Origin of the sequence: Acinetobacter junii CIP 64.5 (assembly GCF_000368765.1) — a bacterium.
GTDB classification, from domain to species: domain Bacteria; phylum Pseudomonadota; class Gammaproteobacteria; order Pseudomonadales; family Moraxellaceae; genus Acinetobacter; species Acinetobacter junii.
The window spans coordinates 146,986-169,989 of record NZ_KB849655.1; the positions used below are offsets into that span (position 1 = coordinate 146,986).

Genomic DNA, 23,004 nt, shown 5'->3' on the forward strand with positions numbered 1-23,004 from the left:
ATGAATAGACGTAGTTATCGTTTAGAAGAGATTGCTCACCTTGTACAAGGTGAGTATATCGGTCAAAAAGATTTTCAGATTCATAATTTAGCAAGTTTAGAACACGCACAGAATTATCACATTTGCTTTGTAAATGGTGAAAAATACTTAGCACAAGCTCAGGCTAGTCAGGCGGGTGCATACATTGTCACTGAAGCATTAAAAGAACAATTAAGCTCAAAACACAACTTTATCATTGTTTCAAATCCTTATTTAGCTTTCGCTATGCTCACACATGTATTTGATAAAAAAAATGTGCAAAGAGGAATCGAAAGTACTGCTCAAATTCATCCTTCTGCGATCATTGCTGATGATGCCTATATTGGTCATTATGTTGTGATTGGAGAAAATTGTGTTGTCGGAAGTAATACCGTTATTCAATCCCAAGTCCATCTAGATGATGATGTGGAAATAGGAAAGGATTGCTTCATTGACTCTCATGTGACCATCACTGGTGAAGCTAAACTCAAAGATCGTGTACGCATTCATGCTAATACGACGATTGGTTCAGAGGGATTCGGTTTTGCACCATATCAAGGTAAATGGCATCGTATCGCTCAATTAGGTTCGGTATTAATCGGTAATGATGTTCGAATCGGTTCAAATTGTTGTATTGATCGTGGTGCATTAGATAATACTATTCTTGATGATGGTGTCATTATTGATAATCTTGTGCAAATCGCCCATAACGTACAAATTGGTCAAAACACAGCGATAGCTGCGAATTGTGCGATTGCAGGAAGTGTGCGAGTTGGCAAAAACTGTATCATAGGTGGTGGAAGTGCGGTTGCGGGACATTTAAATATTGCGGATAATGTGACGTTGACTGGAATGTCAATGGTCACAAAAAATATTTCTGAAGCTGGAACGTTTTCTTCTGGAATTGGTCTTTTTGAAAATAACCATTGGAAAAGGACGGTTGTACGCCTAAGACAATTAGCAGATGTGCCATTGACCCAAATCACTAAAAGGCTTGATCATATGCAAGCTCAATTAGAGTCCCTTGAATCAACCCTTAAGTTACGTAAATAATTTATTATGACTGAGTCAACATCTCCAGCATTTACTATGCCTGAATTACCGATGGATATTCTTACAATTCGTGAATATTTACCTCATCGTTACCCATTTTTATTAGTTGATCGAGTTACGGAAGTTACTGAGAATAGTATCGTTGGCTATAAGAACGTATCTATTAATGAAGAGTTTCTCCAAGGGCATTTCCCGACATACCCAATTATGCCTGGTGTTTTGATCATTGAGGCTCTTGCTCAAGTGTCTGGAATTTTAGGTTTTGTCTTAACCAATCAGAAGCCAAAAGCAGGTTCATTGTTCCTTTTTGCAGGTGCGGAGAAAATAAGATTTAAGAAACAAGTTGTCGCGGGTGATCAGCTTATCTTAAAATCTGAGCTAGTTATGCAAAAACGTGGCATTTACAAGTACAATTGTAGTGCCAGTGTTGACGGTAAGATTGCCGCGACGGCTGAGATTATTATTTCCCATCAGAAAATTGAGCAGACATGAGTAGTCAAAATTTAATTCATCCAACCGCAATTATTGACGCATCTGCAGAAATTGCATCTGATGTACAAATTGGACCGTATTGTATTATTGGTCCAAATGTAACTATTGATGCAGGCACAAAATTACGTTCGCATGTTGTGGTCGGGGGATTTACTAAGATTGGAAAAAATAACGATATTTTCCAATTTTCGAGTATCGGGGAAATTTGCCAAGATTTGAAATATCAAGGCGAAGAGACATGGTTAGAGATAGGCGATCACAACGCTATTCGTGAACATTGTACCTTACACAGAGGTACTGTTCAGGATCAAAGTATTACCAAAATTGGTAGCCACAATTTATTAATGGTAAATACCCATATTGCCCACGATTGTGTTATTGGTAATCATAATATTTTTGCTAATAATGTTGGCGTAGCGGGTCACGTACATGTAGGTGATCATGTGATCGTAGGTGGAAATGCTGGTATTCATCAGTTCTGCCGAATCGATTCCTATAGCATGATTGGTGGTGCGGCGCTTATTCTTAAAGATGTGCCTGCTTATGTGATGGCTTCAGGTAATCCTGCACATGCATACGGAATGAATATTGAAGGTATGCGTCGTAAAGGATGGTCAAGAAATACGATACAAGGTTTAAGAGAAGCGTATAAGTTGATCTATAAATCAGGTTTGACGACTGAACAAGCGATTGCGCAAATTCGAGATGAAATTCTTGAAAATACGCCTGAAGCACAACTCTTTATTGATTCATTAGAAAAATCAACTCGCGGCATTGTTCGTTGATTTATATCTGATTGAATTCGAAAAAGACACTTAGGTGTCTTTTTTGTTTTTTATATCTTAACTTTCTAAAAATTTTTGGCGATATGGTTTGGGTGATAATTCATATGTACGTTTAAAAGCTTGGCTAAATGCTGTTTCAGACGTGTATCCCACCATATTGGCAATTTGTTGAATAGAGTAGTTACTTTTACGTAAATACTTGCTTGCGAGTCTCATACGGTGTTGCTGTAGATAAGCAAGGGGTGATTCTCCAATCACCTCATGAAACAGGCTTGCAAACTTTGAGCGAGACATACAGCATTGTTCTGCAAGGCTCTCAACAGTCCATGCTAACTCAGGTTGATTGTGAATTGATGCTAAAGCATAGCTCAGTTCTGGATGATTAAGCGCACTCAGCCAGCCATGTTTAGTTGAAATATTTTGAATATGGTCTCTAATACATTTGATCAGTAAAATACTTACAAGATGATCGATAATGATATCTCGACCTGCTTGAATATTTTGTGTTTCAAGGGCTAGAAAATGCAAACCGATTTGTAGCCATTCAGGCGCAGTTGTTTCGCCATGTTGTACATGAATGACTTCTGGCAAGGCTTGCATGAACGGACGAGCCATGATGGTATCCATTTCACAACGGACGGTTAGAATCAGATTTTTTTCTACTGATTCTGTACCAAACTCGATAGCTTCATTTTTATGTCCATCAAACAAATTAGAAATATCTAAAGCATTAACTAACTTTCTGACCGCATTATTAGCTCCAGTATGTTGCTTTCCAGAGGTTATAATGACAATTTCACCTGCGTTCGCAGTTAAACTATTTTGTGAATTTAATTGAATATAAACAGATCCAACCAAAACGATGTGGACGATAAGAGCAGGTTGCTCATGACATAAAAATGACCATTCTCCTTGTGTTTTCAAGTAGATATATTCGGTACGATTGAGATGTATATCATCAAAAATTTTACTTAAAGCATCCATAAGAACAATAATTTTATATTTCAGTTAGATTATAGGAAGTAGGGTTAATAATTCAATATGTGTTTAAGGGACAAAAACAGGGTGGATTATGCCAAAGACGCTGACATAGGTTTTTTGGACGTTTGCTACTGTCATGTCAATCATTTTCAATCAAAATATGTATATATACAAAGACATGGATATGATTATGAATGCGCCAGTAAATGTAGAGCAGCCACTTGCGCCTCTAGTAAAATCAAAGTTAGAGTTGGATCGTAAACGTTATTTATGGGCAATTAGTCCTGCATTACCAGTGATTGGTATTGGGATATTAGGTGGTTACCAACTTGCACCACGTCCACTAAAAAAGATCTTTGCCTTAGGTGGTCCTATCTTACTTCATATTGTGATTCCTGCAATTGATACTATCGTAGGGAAAGATGCAAATAACCCAACATCAGAGCAAGTGAAGTTACTAGAACAAGATCCATACTATGCGCGTCTTGTTAAAACTTTCATTCCTTTACAGTATGCTGCAAACATTTATGCGTGTTATTTAACTAGTCGTAAAGATACTTCTTTCCTAGATAAAATTTTACTTGGTATCTCAATGGGTGCGATCAACGGTATTGCAATCAATACTGCGCATGAGCTTAGCCATAAGCATGATCGTCTTGATCATATTTTATCGCACTTAGCGCTTGTACCAACTGGCTATAACCATTTCCGCGTTGAACATCCTTATGGTCACCATAAACGTGCTGCTACACCAGAAGATCCAGCATCTTCTCAAATGGGCGAAACGTTCTATGAGTTTTGGCCACGTACAGTTTTCGGTTCTTTGAAATCTGCGATTGAGATCGAAACGACTCGTCTAAAACGTAAAGGCAAAGAGTTCTGGTCATTAGACAATGAGTTGCTTCAAGGTTGGGGAATGAGCGCAGCTTTCCATGGTTCTATGGTTGGTATATTCGGCAAAGGCGTGATTCCTTATTTAGCGACTCAAGCATTCTACGGAATTAGTTTGTTTGAAGTGATTAACTATATCGAACACTATGGTTTGAAACGTCAAAAAGATGCAAATGGTAAGTATCAACGTACTATGCCAGAGCATAGCTGGAACAACAATAATATCGTAACGAACTTATTCTTGTATCAATTACAGCGTCATTCAGACCATCACGCGTATCCAACACGTCCATTCCAAGCATTGCGTCATTTCGACGAAGCGCCAGAATTGCCAAGTGGTTATGCAAGTATGCTATTACCAGCACTCATTCCACCTCTATGGTTTAAAATGATGGATAAACGAGTTGTTGAACACTACAAAGGTGATTTAAACAAAGCGAACATTTATCCTAAACGTCGTGCGAAGATCTTCAAGAAGTTTGGTGTCGTTGATCAATCGCTTGAACAAACATCTTTAGAGACTGTAACTACGGAATAAGCTGAAAAGCTGCTCCCAAAGCAGAAGCACCAATCAGAGATGATTGGTGCTTTTTTATTTTCTTGTATTAAAACCATTAATAACAAATGCTTTATATTTTTTATACTGTATATCTATTTAGATATTTAACTTTAAAAAGAATTTCTGATTATTTAAGAGGCAAATATGACAAAACATTATGATTATATTGCTATAGGTGGTGGGAGTGGTGGTATTGCATCAGTCAATCGAGCGGCAATGTATGGAATGAAATGTGCCTTGATTGAAAGGTCTGAAATTGGTGGAACATGTGTAAATGTCGGTTGTGTACCCAAGAAAGTAATGTGGTATGCAGCACATATCGCTGAATCAATCCAAAAATATGCTGAAGATTATGGATTTAATACCCAAATTGAATCTTTTAATTGGCAAACTTTAGTTAAAAACAGACAAGCCTATATAGATCGAATTCATCAGTCATATCAAAATAGCCTAAGTAAAAATAATGTTGATTTGATACAAGGTGCTGCCCAATTTGTAAATCAAAATACAATTGAAGTGAACGGTGAAATTTTCACTGCTGATCATATATTGATTGCAACAGGCACACAGCCATCATTGCCTAAGATTGAAGGTGTTGAATATGGAATTGATTCCAATGGCTTTTTTGAACTGAGTGCTTTACCAAAAACAACAGCAGTTATTGGTTCTGGATATATTGCTGTTGAGCTTGCAGGGGTATTAAATGCATTAGGCTCACAAGTTGGATTGTTCATTAGAAAAGATTTTCCTGTCAGAAGATTTGATCAGTTCTTAAGTGAAACTTTGGTTGAGGTAATGCAAGCTGATGGCGTGAAAATTCATACACAAGCTATCCCTCAAAAAGTGACTAAAAATATCGATGGTTCAGTTAATTTACATTTAGAAAATGGTGAGGTGCATAAAGTCGATTGCCTAATTTGGGCGACTGGACGCGAGCCACATACAGCAAATCTAAATTTAGATAAAGCCAATGTTCAGTTGAACGATCGTGGTTATATTGAAGTTGATAAATTCCAAAATACAACTCAGAAAGGGATTTATGCTGTTGGTGATATTACTGGGAAAATGGAACTCACACCTGTTGCTGTTGCTGCAGGTCGGAGACTATCTGAACGATTATTTAACAATAAACCAAATGAATATCTAGATTATGTAAATATCCCAACAGTGGTGTTTAGCCATCCACCGATAGGAACTGTTGGTATTACAGAACAAGAAGCGATTGAGCAGTACGGAGAGCAGTCAGTAAAAGTCTATAATTCTTCTTTTACCGCTATGTATAGTGCAATTACACAGCATCGCCAGCCAACCAAAATGAAATTGGTTTGTGTTGGTGAAGAGGAAAAAATTGTGGGTATCCATGGTATAGGTTTTGGCATGGATGAAATACTACAAGGTTTTGCAGTCGCTTTGAAAATGGGGGCAACAAAAAGAGATTTTGATAATACCGTTGCAATTCATCCGACTTCTGCGGAAGAGTTTGTGACGATGAGATAAACGAGAATTATATTTCAAAAAAGGACGTTAATTTAACGTCCTTTTTATTAGTTTTCGAATTAAGCCAAATTATTTCAATTCGCTCGATGATTTACCCAATTCTCGACGCGCGATGATCAATTGCTGAATCTGTTGAGTACCTTCAAAAATATCTAGAATTTTTGAGTCACGTGCCCATTTTTCCAGTAATTCATCTTCACCATAACCTACACTTGCAGCAAGTTCTACACATTTGAGCGTGATTTCATTACCAACACGACCAGCTTTAGCTTTGGCAATAGAAGCTTCTTTTGAGTTTGGTTTTTTGTTGTCTGCCATCCATGTGGATTTAACCATAAGCAGGCGAGCAGCTTCCCATTCAGCTTCCATCCGATAGATTTGCGCAGCTAAGTTTGAGGTTTGTAAATAAGGTGTTTTATAGTCTGGATCAAGCTGATCTTTGAAGATTTCTTTGATACGTTCGAGTGATGCTTTGGCACAACCAATCGCCATTGCTGCAACGAGAGGTCGGGTATTATCAAAAGTTTCCATAACTCCAGCAAACCCTTTTGCGACATCTATCTCAGGATTACCTAATAGATTGGCAGCAGGAACACGACAGTCTATGAAACTAATGACAGCAGTATCTGATGCTTTAATTCCTAGTTTATGCTCCAAACGTTCAACTTCCATTCCTGGCGTACCTTTGGGTACAACAAAGGATTTTATAGCTGCACGACCAAGCTTTTTATCTAGTGTTGCCCAAACTACAACTGAATCGGCACGATCACCTGAAGTGACAAAGATTTTTTCGCCATTTAAGATGTATTCATCACCATCTTGAGTTGCAGTTGTACGAATAGCAGCTGAGTCCGAACCACAACCTGGTTCAGTAATTGCCATGGCTGCCCAAGTCCCTTTAAAACGTTCAAGTTGCTCGTCATTTGCTACTGCCGCAATAGCAGAGTTACCCAAGCCTTGGCGAGGCATACTTAACAATAAACCCGTATCGCCATAGCACATTTCGATAATACCGAGTGCAGTCGACATATTATTGCCGTTTTTGTTACCTGACTCAGTTTCTCCACGTTTGCCAACAGCGGCACCTGCATTTATTCCTTCGCCACCTTCATTCATGCCATCAATTAATGATGCCAACATATCCAATTCTTTTGGATAGGCATGTTCGGCTTTGTCATATTTTCTTGAAATTGGGCGCAGTACATTCAAAGCAACTTCATGTGCCTGATCAACCATCATTTTGAATTTTTTAGGATTTTGTAAATTCATTGTAATATCCTCGAATGATCAATTAAGCGTGTAAGCCAGAATGTAAGATTGCGGTAGCACGCAAATCACGATACCAACGTTCAACAGGGTGTTCTTTGGTAAAACCATGACCACCTAGGATCTGTACACCATCCGTACCGATTTTCATGGATTTTTCAGCGCACAAAAGTCTTGCAAGGTAAGCTTCACGATGAAATGGTTGACCCGCTTCAGCTAAACTCGCTGCATTAAGTACCAACATGCGCATAGCATCAATTTCAATAGCCATATCAGCAATCATGAAAGCAACACTTTGGCGGTGAGAAATAGGCTCACCGAAAGCTGTACGTTCATTTGCATATTTGATGCAGTATGCTTTTATCGCCTCGCATGTACCTACAGCCATCGCACACCACATCAAGTTACCAAGATCTACAAATGCTGTGTAATCGAAATCAGCATCACATAAGCGTAAAGCTGGAGTTCGATTGAACTGTAAGATAGCAGTTTCAGCAGCTTTTAGACCCATCGCTGGATTTGATTTGATGGCAATGCTTTCATCACATTGCACGACAAAAATATCAGGTTGACCGTTATATTCTGCACTGACAAGGAAGACATCAGCAGTATCACCTAAAACGACTAAAGTCTTTTCACCTGTGATATAGAACTGACCATTTTGTTCAGTGGCTTTCGTTTTTAATTGGTATGGATTAAATGCAGGGGTCGCTTCTTGAAATGCAAATGTCGCTGTAATATCTGTGTCTTCAGCAAAGCAAGACAAATACATACTTTGTACTTGTGTTGATCCCCAACGAGTGATGGCATTGATCACGCTGAATGTGCTTAATAATCCAGCTGTAAGACTGAAATCACCTTTAGCTAGGTTTTCAGCAATTAGGATATTACTGACAATATTTTGTTCTGCGGCAACACCACCTAAAGCCTCAGGTAATGCATAGTAGTTCAAGCCTAAATCAACCAAATGCTGCCAAAGTTCTTCTGGGAATTGTGCATGGTGATCTGCATCATGCGCTAAATTGTAAAGCACTTCCTGAGCAAATTGTGACATCGCATCTGATGTCATTTGTTGCTCTTCAGTCAATCCTAAATCAAATAGATTTTTATTAACTTGATTTGGTAAACGTTGTTTGTCAATTGATTGCGGCTTAAAAGCTTTCTGAGTTTTTGTTAGAACTTTAAAACCAGTTTTTGAACCTTGGTATAGAGACTTTTCTACAAACTTTCTTAATTTGAGTTGATCGAGCACTTCGCTTCCTGCGATTTTAGTGATCAATGATTGCCCGAGACCTTGAGCCTTATTCATCATATTTGACATGATTTTATCCTAGAGGATGATTGTGAATTTATGCTCGCATGCTAAAGCTAAAAAAACTATGTCTTCTTTGACGTGTCAATATTAGAAGGATAAAGGGTTAATTAAGTGAATAAAGATAAATAAGTTTATGTTTTTAAATAATTTAAAAAAATTAAAAAAAATTATAGCAAAAAAAAATTGACCAAACTGACAGAGCAGATTGGTCAATATGACTGAATTGATTTGGTTTATGCAAATTGACGAATCATTTTGCGAACATTTGTCTTAGCCTCGATCACTGTCATGAAGGTATAAGCACCAATGAACTTACGGCTAATAAACATAAATTCTTTAGGAGGGACTGAGAAATAACGAGAAGCCATAGACTGAGCAGCTTGCTGCATTACGCGACTATGTAGTTGGCTTTTTTTCCAATCATAACGATCTTGTTCATCCATCACACCAGCAGGCATATCAGGATTATTGCTTGGGTTACTAAAAGCTTCGGTCGCAATTAAAAACACATCCGCCATACCTGGTTTTACACTTTCAGGCATCGAATCAAAAAATTCATAACCTGTCATCGCTTTAACCATAGCAGTTTTGTCATGATCATATCCTGCATGGATAAGATTACGTGCGACAGAAAGTAGATTGTCATCAAATTGGCGAATTGCACCAAAGTCGAGCAATACAATCTTATCCTTTACATCATCACCATTGCCTAAGCGGACAAGGTAATTACCAAAATTAGGATCAGTTTGCATCTCACCCCATTCGAACAGCTCACGTACTGCAATTTCTAGTGAAGCTTCACCAAGTTGATTACGGCGCTCTTGAGGTAAAGAAAGCATAACAGGGCTGTTGATAGGTACTCCACGCTCAAATGTCATACACAGAACTTTGTCAGCACAGAACTCATCAACAATTTGTGGAACAATATAACGCGGGTCATCTTTCAAGCGTTCTGCGAAACGTCGAGTTGTCGCTGCCTCAATGTCATAATTCACTTCACGGTGCATCATTTCACGAACTTCATCAAACCACTGGTCGAACTCACGTGTTTGAGGAACCATTCGTGTGAGTTTCAGCATGTTTTTGAAAAGATTCATGTCAGAATCAATCGCTTCTGCAACACCAGGGTATTGAATCTTCAATACAACTTCTAAACCATCAGATTTACGAATTGCACGGTGAACTTGTGCCAATGATGCAGTACCGATTGGCTCATGATCAATCGTTAGATCATTGAGTTTCGAACCTAGTTGCTCATGCAAGTGAGCTTTGATTGCAGGCCATGCTAAAGCAACAGTTTGATTATTCAGCGTATTGAGTGCTTGAGTGATTTCTTCTGGTAAGAAATGTTCACCATATAAAGCCATCATTTGTCCAATTTTAACAATTGAACCTTTTAATTTTCCAATTTCAGAGACCAAATAATGGGCTTGATCAGCCATCGCTTTTTTACGTTTCTTCTCTTTTTCTTCCTCACTAGAAAACATAGAGGTAGCACTTGCAGTTGCCCAACGAGTTCCAGCAAGTAAAGAAGCTTTTGCAATAGATAAGCGACGATCCACAGACGAGGTTTTTAGATTCTTGAGCTTATCGTTCTGATCTGACATGAAAGAAAAATCCTATGCTGAAATCGGAGGGGGAGGAAAGCCGAGAGTTAAATTGTAGTGGATATTACAGCGTTTGAACGTATTAAAATAGTTCAATCGCTTGAATTATCAGTCTAAATTTGTGATTTAAGTCAACAATATCTAAATAGCCTAAGCAAATTGGAGATCGCTTAAGTCAGCTATTTATACATATGTACTAAATTTTAAACTGAATTTTAAGGGCTGATTTACGCATTAGAGCTGCTCGGTTTGTATGTATATGCTTAATCAACATACGTTTGACAATACTATGATGAAAACCTAAAGCATGAGCTTTCACGATAATAATACTGGGTAATGTGAAGAAAAAGTACTTGGTGTCGTCTAAAGTCGCATTCTCGAAAATACCTTCTTCAACCAAAGTATCACGGAGAAATTGCTTTTCAGCTTGAACGGTAGAAGAAGATTCATCATCCCAGTAGCTTTGACGCATCGCCATCAGATTATTATGTTTATAACTCATGAAGTTTTTGCGCCTTTCTCAATTACATTCAGTCTTTATATAAGGTTTGAAAAATAATTATCAAGAACACTATTCAAAATAGCCTAAGCAGATTGAAAATATTTTTTTTAAAATGCTACACTCATCAAACTTAAGAATCATCGAAATAACCCAGATATCAAATGACACCAGCTTGTAAGTTATTGGAAAAAAATAAAATAGCATTCTCGATTCATGAATATGAACATGATGCTAACGCGAAGAGTTTTGGTTTAGAAGCTGCTGAAAAACTCAATTTACGTGTAGAAGAAGTCTTCAAAACATTAATGGTCACAGATGAAAAAAACTATTTTATTGCGATCTTACCTGTAAACCATCAACTCAATTTAAAAAAAGTTGCAGCAGCGGTGGGATGTAAGAAATTACAAATGGCAAATCCTAAAGATGCTGAACGTTTGACTGGTTATTTAGTTGGTGGAATTAGTCCATTAGGGCAGAAGAAACGTCTAAAAACCGTCATTGATGCGACGGCGCAGACATTTAATAAAATATATGTCAGTGGTGGGAAAAGAGGGCTGGATATTGGTTTAGATCCTGATGATCTAGCAAAGTTATTAAATGCAACTTTCTCTGATATATTGGATAGTTAGGAGCTTTATTTGACATTTATAGCTTATGCTTTAATACTTCAATCTACTAAAACAATAAAGTTTAAGATTTTCATTAGAATATACAATAATGAGAATTATTATCTTTTGTATCTATAATCTTCTATTTCTTTATTTTATCTATATTAATCAATGTTTTGAATAATAAACTGCTAGGAAAATATTGTAATTGCTATTATAAATGATAATTATTATCATTACTTTAATCTTATATGCAGTCGTTGCTGTATTTGAGAAGTGTTTTGAGCTCAAACATTCGAAAAAAAACTAACTCTCTCTTTATAGAGGATACCGACAGATGCAATCACTTGCCAATCGGTTGGCGATACAACATTTCGTCAACGCATATACGCAAGAAACTGGCAAAGGTCACTTGCTTAATAAAACACAGCAAAGTCCGCAACAACAAGCGTTTAGCCAAGGTTTGACGCTATTATCTATTCCGATTAATTCAATTCATGCTCAATGTGATTTCCCATTATCTTATGTCAGCCGAGTTGGTAGACATCGGTTAGCTAATCTTCCTCAAATCGTAATTTCAGGTCAGCCAAAATCATTTAGTCCAGTTGCAATCGTTGGCTTATTACTTGAAGAACTAGTTTCTGAATCGTCTTTACCTTTGGATGCTGCTTCTTTACTAGAAAAGTGGATTCAAAGCCGTGATGCACTGCAACAGTTTTTAATACAACGTGAAGCTGATTTTGATGACTTGGTTAAAGCTGGTCAAAGCTTTATTGAAACTGAACAGGCATTGATTTTGGGGCATAGCATGCACCCAGCGCCGAAAAGTAGAACAGGTTTTGTGCATGAGGATTGGCTAAAGTTTTCACCTGAACACAAAGGCAAGACACAACTTCATTATTGGCTAGTGCACCAAGATTTCATTGCGGAAGGTAGTGCGACTGATGAACCTATTTCAGCGCAATTAAAAACGGCATTACAGTGGTATTTATCTGAAAATGATCTCAATCTAGTTAAAACCCATAGCGAATATAAATTACTCCCATTGCATCCTTGGCAAGCTCGTTATTTACAGGGTAAAGCTTGGTTTGAACGATTGAAGCAAACAGGGCAATTGATTGATTTAGGTTTACGTGGCTGGCAATTCTCTCCAACAACATCCATTCGTACATTGGCAAGCTTCAACGCTCCGTGGATGGTGAAGCCATCTCTTTCTGTGATGATTACCAATTCTATTCGAGTGAATTTAGCCAAAGAATGTCATCGTGGTGAATTAACACATCGTCTGTGGCACAGTGAGTTTGGTCAGAATATTCTAAAAAAATGTCCAAGTTTAAGGGCAGTCAATGACCCAGCTTGGATCGCCTTGAAAATTGATGATGAAGTGATTAATGAAAGTATCTGCATTTTTAGAGATCAGCCTTTCCATCCTCAACAGCAAGTCACTTGTATTGCATCCTTGTGTCAGGATCATCCAAGCAAATCTTTAAATCGTTTTAACGCGTTATTTGCCAAGATTTCAAAAGCTCATCCTGAGATGGATTTTTCAGAGATTGCTTTAGATTGGTTTACTCGTTTCCTCGAAGTCAGTTTGCAACCCTTGATGTATGTATACCATCGTTTCGGAATGGCATTTGAATCACATCAGCAAAATGTGTTGTTAGAACTGGAAAATCATTTTCCTAAAACTTTATGGCTGCGTGATAACCAAGGTTTTTATTATATTGAAGAGTTTGCGACTGAAATTCTACAAGCGCTGCCTGAGCTGAAAGAAAAAGCCTTTGCGGTAGGTCCGAAAGATTTTGTGGATGAGCGTTTTAGTTATTATTTCTTCGGCAATACCTTGTTTGGGATTATTAATGCCATCGGTGCGACAGGCTATATCACTGAAGATGAATTGTTAGCGAATTTAACTGAATTTTTAGAAGAACAATTACAACAATACCCTGAGAGCACCTTAGTGCAAGGATTACTGTTCAATTCAACTCTGCCTTATAAGGGTAACTTGCTGACACGTTTGCATGAGTTAGACGAATTGATCGCGCCTGTCGAAAATCAGTCTGTTTACGTGCAACTGCCAAATCCGCTGCGTATTTCACAGAAGGATGTCAGTTATGCTTGATTTTATTGGAATTGGTCTAGGACCTTTTAATTTAAGTCTTGCTAGTTTGCTACAAAACAAAAGCTCACTCAACTACGTGTTTTTTGAGCAAAAGGCACAATTCGATTGGCATGCAGGTATGCAACTACCTAATACGGTATTGCAAGTACCGTTTATGGCTGATTTGGTCTCAATGGTTGATCCAACCAGTCCATTTAGCTTTTTAAATTATCTGCGTCATCATCAACGTTTGTATAAGTTTTATTTTCTAGAGCAGCCACATATTCCGCGTTGTGAATACAACCATTATTGCCAATGGGTTGCAGAACAACTTGATTGTATCGAATACCAATCTCGTGTCTTGAGGATTGAACCCCAAACGATAGGTTTTAAAGTAGTCGTTGAATCAAATGGTGTTCAGCAAAGTTATTTATGCCGTCATTTAGTGATTGGAAGTGGTAATGTGCCTTATTTGCCTGAATGTTTGGCAAAGATTCAGAAAGTCCGTCCGCAACAATGTCTGCATTCAGCACAGTATATGACGCATGCAGATACAGATTTACATGGCGATGTTGTTGTACTAGGTTCGGGGCAATCCGCAGCTGAAGTGTTTATCGACTTGTTTGACGAACAGCAAGATACCGACAATCATCAGTTTGATTTGCATTGGTTTACCCGTTCTCAAGGTTTCTTCCCAATGGAGTATGCGCCATTAGGTTTGGAACATTTTAGTCCAGATTATGCTCAACATTTTTATGATTTGACTGCGCAGCAGAAGGAACAGCAGTTAAAACAACAAGCCTTGTTATACAAGGGGATTAGTGCAAAAACCATTCGGGAAATTTATCAAAGGCTTTATCACCGTAGCATTGCAGGTCAAAGCATACAGACACATTTACATAGTCAATGTGATTTGAAAGATGCGGAAGTATTGGATACACAAAAAATCCGACTGCATTTCGAACATCGTGCTACAGCTCAGTCTTTTCATCTCGACTGTGATTTTCTTGTAGCCGCGACGGGTTATTTCACGCCTGATTTTGGTTTTATGCAGTTGCTCAAGCCATACATCGAGTTTGATCATAAACAGCGTTGGCAGATTACAGACGACTATCGTGTTGTACATCGGCTGAATGGTCATATTTTTGTTCAAAATCAGGAAATGCATAGTCATGGTGTCGGCACACCTGATTTAGGTCTTGGTGCTTATCGTGCAGCAAAGATCATTAATCAATTGCTTGCTGAGCCTCTTTATGAATTAGGCAATCAAGCGCAGACATTCCAACACTTTAATCTCTCTCAAAATCCAAAAATTTGTATGGCAGATGACAAAGCACAATCAAACGAGTGCCTTTGCGAAAATTCTGCCAATAAAAACCATTCAATTTTCAAGAAAACAGAACAGAACGTGATGACGGCGCATCCTAATCGTCGTGGTGCAAACACACGGACACAAACTGCTTCTGTACATTCAACTTATGAGAAACTGATATGAACTTTGCAACTTTAAAAATTAATCAGCAGCAATGGCGTGCCGCAGGGCAACGTCTTATTGAAATGGCGATTGCAGAGTTTCTATATGAAGAAATTATTGAAGTTAAAGCATTGTCAGCAGGGCATTATCGCTTAGATTTAGGCAATCGTCAGTATGAGTTTCAAGGAAATCAATATCTACTCGGACACTGGAATATTCAGGAAGCTTCGGTACGTGATGTGACTCATAGTCAGGAAAATGATCAACCTGCTTGGAACTTACATGAGTTCATTGTCGCAATGTCTGACAGTTCTAATGTTAAGCCATTTACCAAAGCATATTTGATCAAAGAAATGAACAATACTTGGTTGGCAGAAGCACATTTATTCAATGAAACGCGTTTGCCAAGCACAGCGGTTTTGACTGAGCCTCATTACAAAGTTGAAGGCATGCTACGAGGTCATCCTTGGCTCATCATGAGTAAGGGGCGTATGGGTTTTGGTTATGATGATTATCTTAGCTCAGCGCCAGAACTTTCTCCTGAAGTTAAAGTGTTGTGGTTAGCTGTACATCGTGATTTAGCAGAGTATCGAAGTACTGAAGATTGGATTGCATGTGGTTTATATCAACATGAATTTGATGCCAATGAACTACAGCAATTCATCAATATTCTTCAAGAAAAAAATCTAGACCCACAAAATTATTTTTTGATTCCCGTACATGCATGGCAATGGCACCAATGGCTCGTGCCAACTTATGCCAATGAAATTGTTGATCAGAAAATTATTGAACTGAATATCAGTCAAGATAGTTATGTGCCAATGCAGTCCATTCGCACATTATGCAATACATCAAATCTACAACGTCATTACATTAAACTGCCAGTCAGTATTTTTAATACTGCTGTTTATCGTGGATTACCCTCAAAACGTAATCTTGCTGCTCCAGCAGTGACCGCATGGTTAAAACAGATTCATCAACAAGATCAAGACTTACAAAATACAGGTGTGATTTTCTTGGGTGAGGTTGCAACTTTAACCATTCACCAGCCATGTTTTGACCGCATTGACGGCGCACCATACCAATTTAAAGAACTATTTGGTTGTTTGTGGCGTGAAAGTGTTGATCGCTATGTTGATTCATCACAACAAGTTCTCTCTCAAGCAGCTCTATTACATCGTGATATTTCTGGTCAATCGATCCTGAGCGTGCTGATCAAAGCATCAGGATTAAGTCCTTTAGCTTGGTTAGCTCAATTTGCTCAAGTGTGCATGAGTCCATTGTTACTTTGCTTGTATCGCTATGGTTTGGCATTTTCACCACACGGCGAAAACACGATGTTGGTACATGAAAATGGTGTGCCGAAAGCAATGGTATTAAAAGACTTCATTGATGATATCAATTTAGTGGATGAGGATTTTCCTGAGTTAGCTCAGTTACCATCTGAAGCAGACTTATTACTCCGTCACGAAGCGATCGATCTAAGCCATTTTATTTTCACTGGTCTGTTCATGGTGCATTACCGTTATATCTGTAATGTGTTCTTGCAAGACTATCCTGAATATTCTGAGTTTGATTTTTGGCAGACCATTTCCAACACGATTGTTGAGTTTAACCAAAAACATCCAGAACTGGCTGAACGTGCTGATAAATTCGCCATACTGCGTCCAACTTACACCAAAATTTGTCTAAACCGTGTACGTCTATTTACCACAAGTTATAACGATGAAGCAGAACGTCCTGTTCCTGTCTTCCTTGATCCTATTGCAAATCCAGTTAGCCCAGAAACATTGAAAACATGGGCAGAACAACCACGCCAAGCGAAAGCGGGCTAATTTTATTCGTCATTTTATAGGTTCGATATGAAAACAATCTCTCAGCAATTGCCAGATTATTTTGAATACTTTGAAGATGGTACACAGTACTACTTACGCCAAGTGCAATATCCTCAGGATATTCCTTTATTACATCAATGGATGCATGAGCCACATGTAATTCCTCAGTGGCAGTTAAATAAATCGGAACTAGAGTTACAAGTTTACTTCGACAAGATGCTGGCGGATGACCATCAACGTTTATTGATTGTGGGTGTGGATGGCAAAGATGTGGGCTATACCGAGATCTATGAAGGTAAGCGTGATCGTTTAGGTCGTTATTACGAAGGTGATGACAATGATCTCGGTTGGCATTTGCTATTTGGTGATAAATCTGTGTTTGGTAAGGGCTTTTTACGCCCAACCATTCGTCTACTCAGCTTTTACATTTTTGAACATTCGAAAGCTAAAAAAATTGTGGGTGAGCCTGATCATACGGTTAAACCTTATGCCGCTGTGGTTGCAGAACTCTGCTACGAGACTCAACGTCTCATTCCTATGCCAGAAAAAACGGCAATGTTGTATTACTGCTTTAGAGAAACTTTTTATAACAAGTTTGGGGATTATTACCAAACCTCACAACAACAGCTAGCAGATCAGCCAGCCAAACTCCTGAGTGTTACATGAGCTTATATATCAATGAAATGCATATCTTAGACATGCGCTTTGCGGCGAATGTCTCTGTTGCAGAATTTGAACAATGGTTAGCACGGATTCAGCACTATTTCGAACATAAGCAAAATTTCGTGTTGATCATGCAAACCGATGTAAATACTGAATTTCCTGAAGAATATAGAGCAATCCAAGGCAAATGGTATAAACAATATAAACAAGATTTTTACCAATATTGCTTGGGTTTTGCTCGTATTGCTCAAGATGAAGAAGATCGTATTCGATTGGATACACCAGCTCTGCACAAAGCTTGGCATGTTCCATATTTTGTGAGCGTAGATAAAGCTGAAGCCACACAATGGGCTTTGCAGAGGTATTTATGAATCAAAATTCATTAAATATTCAGAAAGTCTCAGCCTTGAGCCTGAGTGTCGTGGTGGTTTTATATCTCGCGCATGCCTTACCACTATATTTTTATAATGTGGCCTTACCTGCGATTCTGCGTCATCAAGGCGTAGATTTACGTTGGATTGGCATGTTGTCGCTGCTCTATATTCCTTGGGCATTCAAGTTTTTTTGGGCACCACTAATTGATCGTTTTTATTTCAAAAAACTCGGTAAACGTAAAACTTGGCTTTTGTTTACGCAAATAGCTTTGGTGTTGGGGGTCGTTGCTTTGGCACTTACCCAATTCGATTACGGTCTTGGTGTATTTGTTATTATCGGTTTATGGATTTCAACTTTTGCTGCAACTCAAGATATCGCAATTGATGGCTATACGGTCGAAACCTTTACAGAATCTGAGTATCGATTAGGCAGTATGGCACAAAGTATAGGTGTTGCGCTTGGCAGTATGGTTGGTGGAGCAGCAACTTTATGGCTGTATCAGCTTTATGGTTGGCAAACTGCACTGATTTCCTTAGCCGCTATGACAGCATTGACGATGTTGGCTATTTTCCAAATTAAAGAAAAATCACATGTAGAGAAAATCTCAAAACAGCCGCCAAGTCTGATCCGTGCATTTAAACGTCCAGAAATGTTATGGGCATTAGCTTTGATTGTATGTTATCGAATTGTCGAAGCACCAGCTATGGCGATGCTGAATCCGATGCTGATTGATCAGAAATGGTCGTTGGCACAGATCGGCGTACTGATGTCAGTAATAGGTGCAGGGATTGGATTATTAGCCGCTGTTTCAGCTGCATTTTTATTAAAAAAAATAGCCGCAACACAATTGCTGATCTGGGCTGGTTGGGCACGTAGTTTGGTTTACGCCTTGTTGGGTGTAGCCGTTTTGCTCAGTTGGTTGAATCAATGGCATTTACTTCTTGGTGGCTTTGTAATTGTCATTCTTGCCATCCGCTATATCGCAATGACAGCCTTATATGCACATTTCATGCAGACCAGCTCCAAAGAACAAGCTGGTACTGATTTTACGATTTTAGTTTGCTTCGAACTATTGGTTTATTTCATTGGCGGTGCAGTCTCAGGTTTCTTGGCCAAAGCATTTGGTTATGGAAACTTCTATCTCATTCTCGCAGTTTCATCTGTTTTAAGCGTGTTGCTTAGTCAACTGCTTATTCGCAAAGCAAAACAAACGCAACAACTCATCTAGGGGTCATTTATGAAAGTTCGTTCACTTTCGACATCATTAACACTGCTCAGCTTGGCGATCAGTACGCAACTTTATGCTCAAAATGTCGAGCAGACTTCAACCGTAAATCAAAGTGCAACGGTTGAGGCTGAGAAGCCAACTCAACTGGCACCGATTGTTATGACAGCAACTCGCTCAGCTCAAAGTATCGCTGAGATTGCGGGAACTGTTTACAGTATTAGCCAAGAAGACATTGCAAAACAAGCTGCTGCTGGTAAAAGTACCGCAGATATTTTAGGACTGTTGGTTCCATCTTTAACACCAAGTTCAGGTACGACTAGTAACTATGGGATGACCATGCGTGGTCGTACAGTGCAATATATGATTGATGGTGTTCCGCAAACGGGATCACGCGATAGTTCACGCCAATTAAATAGCATTAGCCCAGACATGATCGAACGTGTTGAAGTCGTGTCAGGTGCAAGTAGTATTTATGGTGCAGGTGCTACTGGTGGGATCATCAATATCATCACCAAAAGAGGTTCGGGTGATGGTGTAAATTTTGAAACCAAACTCGGCGTTACTTCAGGTGATAATTTCAAAAGTGATGCTTTAGCTTATGAAGCGTTTCAGTCTGCATCATTTAACCAAGGGGATTGGAGTGGTTTTATAGGTGCTAGCTATACACAACGCGGTGAAATTCAAGATAGTCGAGGTGATCGTGTAGGTCCAGAAGTTGCACAAACAGATCGTCAAGATACTGAAACTGTAGATGTGAATGGTCGTTTAAGCTGGCAGTTGGCAGATAAGCAAAAATTAAGTATCGGTGCGCAATACTATAATGATGAGCAGGACAGTGAATATGGCGCTGATTATGGTCTAGGTTTAGCTGTTTTACTTCGAGGCGCAAAACCTAGTCAAAAAGCTGTAAAAGGTTTAGAGCTTGATACTCAACCACGTACTAAGCGTAGTGCAGTAAATGCACAATATGAAAATCAGGATTTTCTTGGTCAGACTTTAAATGCAGAGGCCTATTATCGTACTGAAAAAGGGCGATTCTTCCCAAGTGCAAATGCTTTAGCACATGCATCCATTCCAGGTGGAAGAACATTTATTGTTACTCAATCAGAAACAGATATTGATGTTTTTGGTGCTCGTTTAGCACTTCAAAGTAAGCTCAATCTGGCAGAACGTGCATTAAATCTAACTTATGGTGTGGATTATGATAAGGAAAATGGCAGACAAACAGCACAACTTTATGATCTAAATACTTTTATCAGTAGTAATGGTCTAAAGTTTAAGCCTTTAAATAATTATGCTTTTGGTCCTGAGGTAGATACTGAAAAGCTTGGTTTCTTCTTACAAAGTCAATTTGAAGCAACTGATCGCTTAAATCTACAAGCAGGTATTCGTCATGAGCGCATCGATAGTGATGTTAAAGACTCAGTTCCATATTCTGAAGCAATGGTTGCCGATTTCGTTCCAACATACCAAGCTAAAACTTTAAAAGGTGGTTCAGTTAAGCATGATGCAACACTCTTTAATGTAGGCGCACTTTATCATTTAACTGATGCACAACAGGTGTTTGCAAATTTCTCGCAAGGTGCAAATTTACCTGATGTACAACGTATGCTAAGAGATGTTCCTGCAAACTTTGTCGTAAGTAACCAAACAATTGATCCAATCAAAGTAAATAGTTTTGAGTTGGGCTGGCGTCTACAAGATGATGCATTAAGCACTGGGATCACTGCGTTTTATAACAAATCTGATAAATCATTGAAATTTGGTCCTCCAAGTTTTGCAATTGAAGTTATTGATACAGATGAACGTGTGTATGGTGTTGAAGGTAATGTTAAATACACCGTTTCAGATGATTGGAATGTAGGTGGGACTTTAGCTTATACACGTGGTCAGTTCAAAAACTCAAATGGTAAATGGCAAGAGTTAGATGCAATTCGTGTAGCACCTTTGAAAGCAACGGTTTATTCAGACTGGCAATTCAATGATGGTTTAGGTTTACGAGTACAAGCTTTGGCTATTGATGGTACGGATGAAGCACGTAAAGATGCGATTGCGAATGGTAGTACTCGTCCACCAGCAGAAATCAAAGGTTTTGCAGTGATGGATGTGATTGCCAATGCAAAAGCAGGTCCAGGGACTTTAGGTTTTGGTGTATATAACGTGTGGAATACTGACTATAAGTCTGTTTATAGCCAAGCAGTTTCAACGGTTTACGGCGATATTTCGAGCTTGGCTGCTCAAGGTCGTACCTATGGTTTGAGCTATACTCTCAAGTACTAATCTTATCCAAAAGGCATCTTTTAGATGCCTTTTCTTTTGATGAATTCCATGATGAACAATCATTTAAAATTTTTAGCTTTGGCTGCGTTAATCAATGGAACGTGTTTTTCCATGATACTTCCTTTACTGGCACCTTTGACTCGACAGCTACATTTATCCGAATTCCAAGGTGGAGTGATCGTTTCAGCAGGAGCGATCTGTATGGCGATCGCTTCAATATGGGTTGCTAAAAATAAAAGTAATAAATCTCCAGAAAATCTAGTGAATTATGGTTTTATGGGAATGACCATAACATGGGCGCTTTTTACTTTCATACTGGCTTTGGGCTTTGAGGCGATTTTGCCTTCAGTGTTGATTTTCATTTTGTTGGTTTTAAGTCGTGCTTCGACTGGCATTTTTATGGCAATGCCACAAATCGGTCTACAAAGTTATGTCATGACAGAATCAGCTGAAACAACGACTCGTAGCAAGAATATGGCATTGTTTGGTGCGATGAACAGCTTTGGTATGATTGTCGGACCTTTGGCGACTTCGTTGTTATTGTATGGTGGACTATTATTTCCGATGTGGTTCGCGGTTGCTTTACTGGCATTAGTCAGTTTGGCACTCAGTATGTTTTTTAAGAAAAAGAGTGATATACGGTCAGATGCAGATAAGCCATCAGAACAAAGTTCAAATATAGTTTTGAATCAACAAAATATTATCAAGCAAAGTTTAATTTGGTTGGCTTTAGGTTTTTCTACTTATGTTGCAATCGTGACATTAAACATGACTGCTGGATTTTATATCCAAGATAAATTCTTTCTGAGTAGTCAGCAAAGCGCAGTGTATTTCTCTCAATGTATGGTTGTTGTTGGTATCTGTCTGGTGGTGACACAGTTGCTGATCGTAAAAGTGATTAAGCTACAACTACATAGTCTTGTATTAATCGGCATTTTGACCATGTGCTTTGGGTTGCTACTATCTCTTTATGCACAAAGTATTGTGGTATTTCAAGCCAGTTATATTTTCTATGGTATTTCAGTCGCTTGCTTATTACCTGCATTTACAACAGGGGCAGCACAAGCAGTTACACAAGATTCACAAGTTAAAATGGCAGGATATTGCACTGCAACTCAAGCTTTTGGCTTGATTTTTGGTCCTCTAGTTAGCACTTATTTATATCAATTTGATCAAAATCTACCTTTCTATTTTTTATTCGCTTTAATGATATTGGTTGGGATATGTATAGGGTGGGTTTTAGTCAAAAAGGGAGAAGAAGTGAGTTCTTTTGTCGAAGATTAAACGCTTAATATGATCAAAAATCACTCATATATTCTTTTAAAAAGCAAGGAAACTTACATAACTACATCTTAGGACGTAAACATAGATGGTTATTTGGTTATTTATTAATCAAATTTATTTCATTTATTTAACGGTCGAAATTTAAGCTCATTTCTGAGTTAGCCTATTAGAAGTAAAACAATATAAGAGG

The 23,004-nt window shown here is 38.4% G+C and carries 19 protein-coding genes; 14 read left to right on the plus strand and 5 right to left on the minus strand.

Annotation, left to right across the window (positions count from 1 at the left end; all coding sequences use genetic code 11):
* From lpxD to lpxA, 3 genes are read left to right on the plus strand one after another with little or no spacing between them, the layout of a single operon-like run.
* Positions 1 to 1,071 (plus strand): UDP-3-O-(3-hydroxymyristoyl)glucosamine N-acyltransferase, encoded by a 1,071-nt coding sequence (gene lpxD, locus F948_RS06435; RefSeq protein ID WP_004961703.1) that lies wholly within the window; start codon positions 1 to 3, stop codon positions 1,069 to 1,071.
* A gap of 6 nt (positions 1,072 to 1,077) precedes the next feature.
* Positions 1,078 to 1,563, plus strand: coding sequence for a 3-hydroxyacyl-ACP dehydratase FabZ (gene fabZ, locus F948_RS06440; RefSeq protein ID WP_004915652.1), 486 nt, complete (start codon positions 1,078 to 1,080; stop codon positions 1,561 to 1,563).
* The gene (gene lpxA / locus F948_RS06445) at positions 1,560 to 2,348 is read left to right on the plus strand and encodes an acyl-ACP--UDP-N-acetylglucosamine O-acyltransferase (RefSeq protein WP_004954536.1); all 789 of its coding nucleotides are present in this window, start codon (positions 1,560 to 1,562) and stop codon (positions 2,346 to 2,348) included. Before fabZ ends, lpxA begins: the two co-directional genes overlap by 4 nt.
* A gap of 57 nt (positions 2,349 to 2,405) precedes the next feature.
* Here the strand turns inward: lpxA and F948_RS06450 are convergent, their stop codons facing one another.
* Positions 2,406 to 3,332 carry an AraC family transcriptional regulator gene (locus F948_RS06450; protein ID WP_004961708.1) on the minus strand — a complete coding sequence of 309 codons (927 nt, stop codon included), beginning with the start codon at positions 3,330 to 3,332 and terminating at the stop codon, positions 2,406 to 2,408.
* Positions 3,333 to 3,519: 187 nt separating this feature from the next.
* Here F948_RS06450 and F948_RS06455 point away from each other — a divergent pair, with 187 nt between their 5' ends.
* Both F948_RS06455 and gorA read left to right on the plus strand, forming a co-directional pair.
* Positions 3,520 to 4,758 (plus strand): alkane 1-monooxygenase, encoded by a 1,239-nt coding sequence (locus F948_RS06455; RefSeq protein WP_004961710.1) that lies wholly within the window; start codon positions 3,520 to 3,522, stop codon positions 4,756 to 4,758.
* 165 nt (positions 4,759 to 4,923) lie between these two features.
* Positions 4,924 to 6,276: a glutathione-disulfide reductase gene (gene gorA / locus F948_RS06460; RefSeq protein WP_004961714.1), complete on the plus strand. Its 1,353-nt coding sequence runs from the start codon at positions 4,924 to 4,926 to the stop codon at positions 6,274 to 6,276.
* Between the two features lie 69 nt (positions 6,277 to 6,345).
* On the opposite strand, the gene F948_RS06465 is transcribed toward gorA, so the two are convergent.
* From F948_RS06465 to F948_RS06480, 4 genes are all read right to left on the minus strand, one after another.
* Positions 6,346 to 7,545, minus strand: a complete 1,200-nt coding sequence (locus tag F948_RS06465; protein WP_004915678.1) for an acyl-CoA dehydrogenase family protein — start codon at positions 7,543 to 7,545, stop codon at positions 6,346 to 6,348.
* Between the two features lie 22 nt (positions 7,546 to 7,567).
* Complete coding sequence (locus tag F948_RS06470; protein ID WP_171057513.1) at positions 7,568 to 8,854, minus strand: acyl-CoA dehydrogenase family protein; 1,287 nt, start codon at positions 8,852 to 8,854, stop codon at positions 7,568 to 7,570.
* A gap of 236 nt (positions 8,855 to 9,090) precedes the next feature.
* Positions 9,091 to 10,464 (minus strand): ABC1 kinase family protein, encoded by a 1,374-nt coding sequence (locus F948_RS06475; RefSeq protein ID WP_004915684.1) that lies wholly within the window; start codon positions 10,462 to 10,464, stop codon positions 9,091 to 9,093.
* Positions 10,465 to 10,660: 196 nt separating this feature from the next.
* Entirely contained in the window at positions 10,661 to 10,966 is a 306-nt protein-coding gene (locus F948_RS06480) for a hypothetical protein (RefSeq protein ID WP_004915688.1), read from the minus strand.
* 161 nt (positions 10,967 to 11,127) lie between these two features.
* Here F948_RS06480 and ybaK point away from each other — a divergent pair, with 161 nt between their 5' ends.
* From ybaK to F948_RS06525, 9 genes are all read left to right on the plus strand, one after another.
* Positions 11,128 to 11,595 carry a Cys-tRNA(Pro) deacylase gene (gene ybaK, locus F948_RS06485; protein WP_004915690.1) on the plus strand — a complete coding sequence of 156 codons (468 nt, stop codon included), beginning with the start codon at positions 11,128 to 11,130 and terminating at the stop codon, positions 11,593 to 11,595.
* Between the two features lie 316 nt (positions 11,596 to 11,911).
* Positions 11,912 to 13,696: an IucA/IucC family protein gene (locus F948_RS06490; RefSeq protein ID WP_004961723.1), complete on the plus strand. Its 1,785-nt coding sequence runs from the start codon at positions 11,912 to 11,914 to the stop codon at positions 13,694 to 13,696.
* Positions 13,689 to 15,170 carry an acinetoferrin biosynthesis monooxygenase AcbB gene (acbB, locus tag F948_RS06495; RefSeq protein ID WP_004961724.1) on the plus strand — a complete coding sequence of 494 codons (1,482 nt, stop codon included), beginning with the start codon at positions 13,689 to 13,691 and terminating at the stop codon, positions 15,168 to 15,170. The genes F948_RS06490 and acbB overlap by 8 nt, the downstream gene beginning before the upstream one ends.
* Positions 15,167 to 16,984 carry an acinetoferrin biosynthesis protein AcbC gene (gene acbC, locus F948_RS06500; RefSeq protein ID WP_004961728.1) on the plus strand — a complete coding sequence of 606 codons (1,818 nt, stop codon included), beginning with the start codon at positions 15,167 to 15,169 and terminating at the stop codon, positions 16,982 to 16,984. Before acbB ends, acbC begins: the two co-directional genes overlap by 4 nt.
* A gap of 27 nt (positions 16,985 to 17,011) precedes the next feature.
* Positions 17,012 to 17,650: an acinetoferrin biosynthesis acetyltransferase AcbD gene (gene acbD / locus F948_RS06505; RefSeq protein ID WP_004961733.1), complete on the plus strand. Its 639-nt coding sequence runs from the start codon at positions 17,012 to 17,014 to the stop codon at positions 17,648 to 17,650.
* Positions 17,647 to 18,018 carry a hypothetical protein gene (locus F948_RS06510; RefSeq protein ID WP_004961737.1) on the plus strand — a complete coding sequence of 124 codons (372 nt, stop codon included), beginning with the start codon at positions 17,647 to 17,649 and terminating at the stop codon, positions 18,016 to 18,018. The genes acbD and F948_RS06510 overlap by 4 nt, the downstream gene beginning before the upstream one ends.
* The gene (locus F948_RS06515) at positions 18,015 to 19,250 is read left to right on the plus strand and encodes an MFS transporter (RefSeq protein ID WP_004961738.1); all 1,236 of its coding nucleotides are present in this window, start codon (positions 18,015 to 18,017) and stop codon (positions 19,248 to 19,250) included. Before F948_RS06510 ends, F948_RS06515 begins: the two co-directional genes overlap by 4 nt.
* Positions 19,251 to 19,259: 9 nt before the next feature.
* Positions 19,260 to 21,530, plus strand: coding sequence for a TonB-dependent receptor (locus tag F948_RS06520; RefSeq protein WP_004961741.1), 2,271 nt, complete (start codon positions 19,260 to 19,262; stop codon positions 21,528 to 21,530).
* Between the two features lie 24 nt (positions 21,531 to 21,554).
* Positions 21,555 to 22,814: an MFS transporter gene (locus F948_RS06525; RefSeq protein WP_004961744.1), complete on the plus strand. Its 1,260-nt coding sequence runs from the start codon at positions 21,555 to 21,557 to the stop codon at positions 22,812 to 22,814.
* Positions 22,815 to 23,004 lie beyond the last annotated feature (190 nt).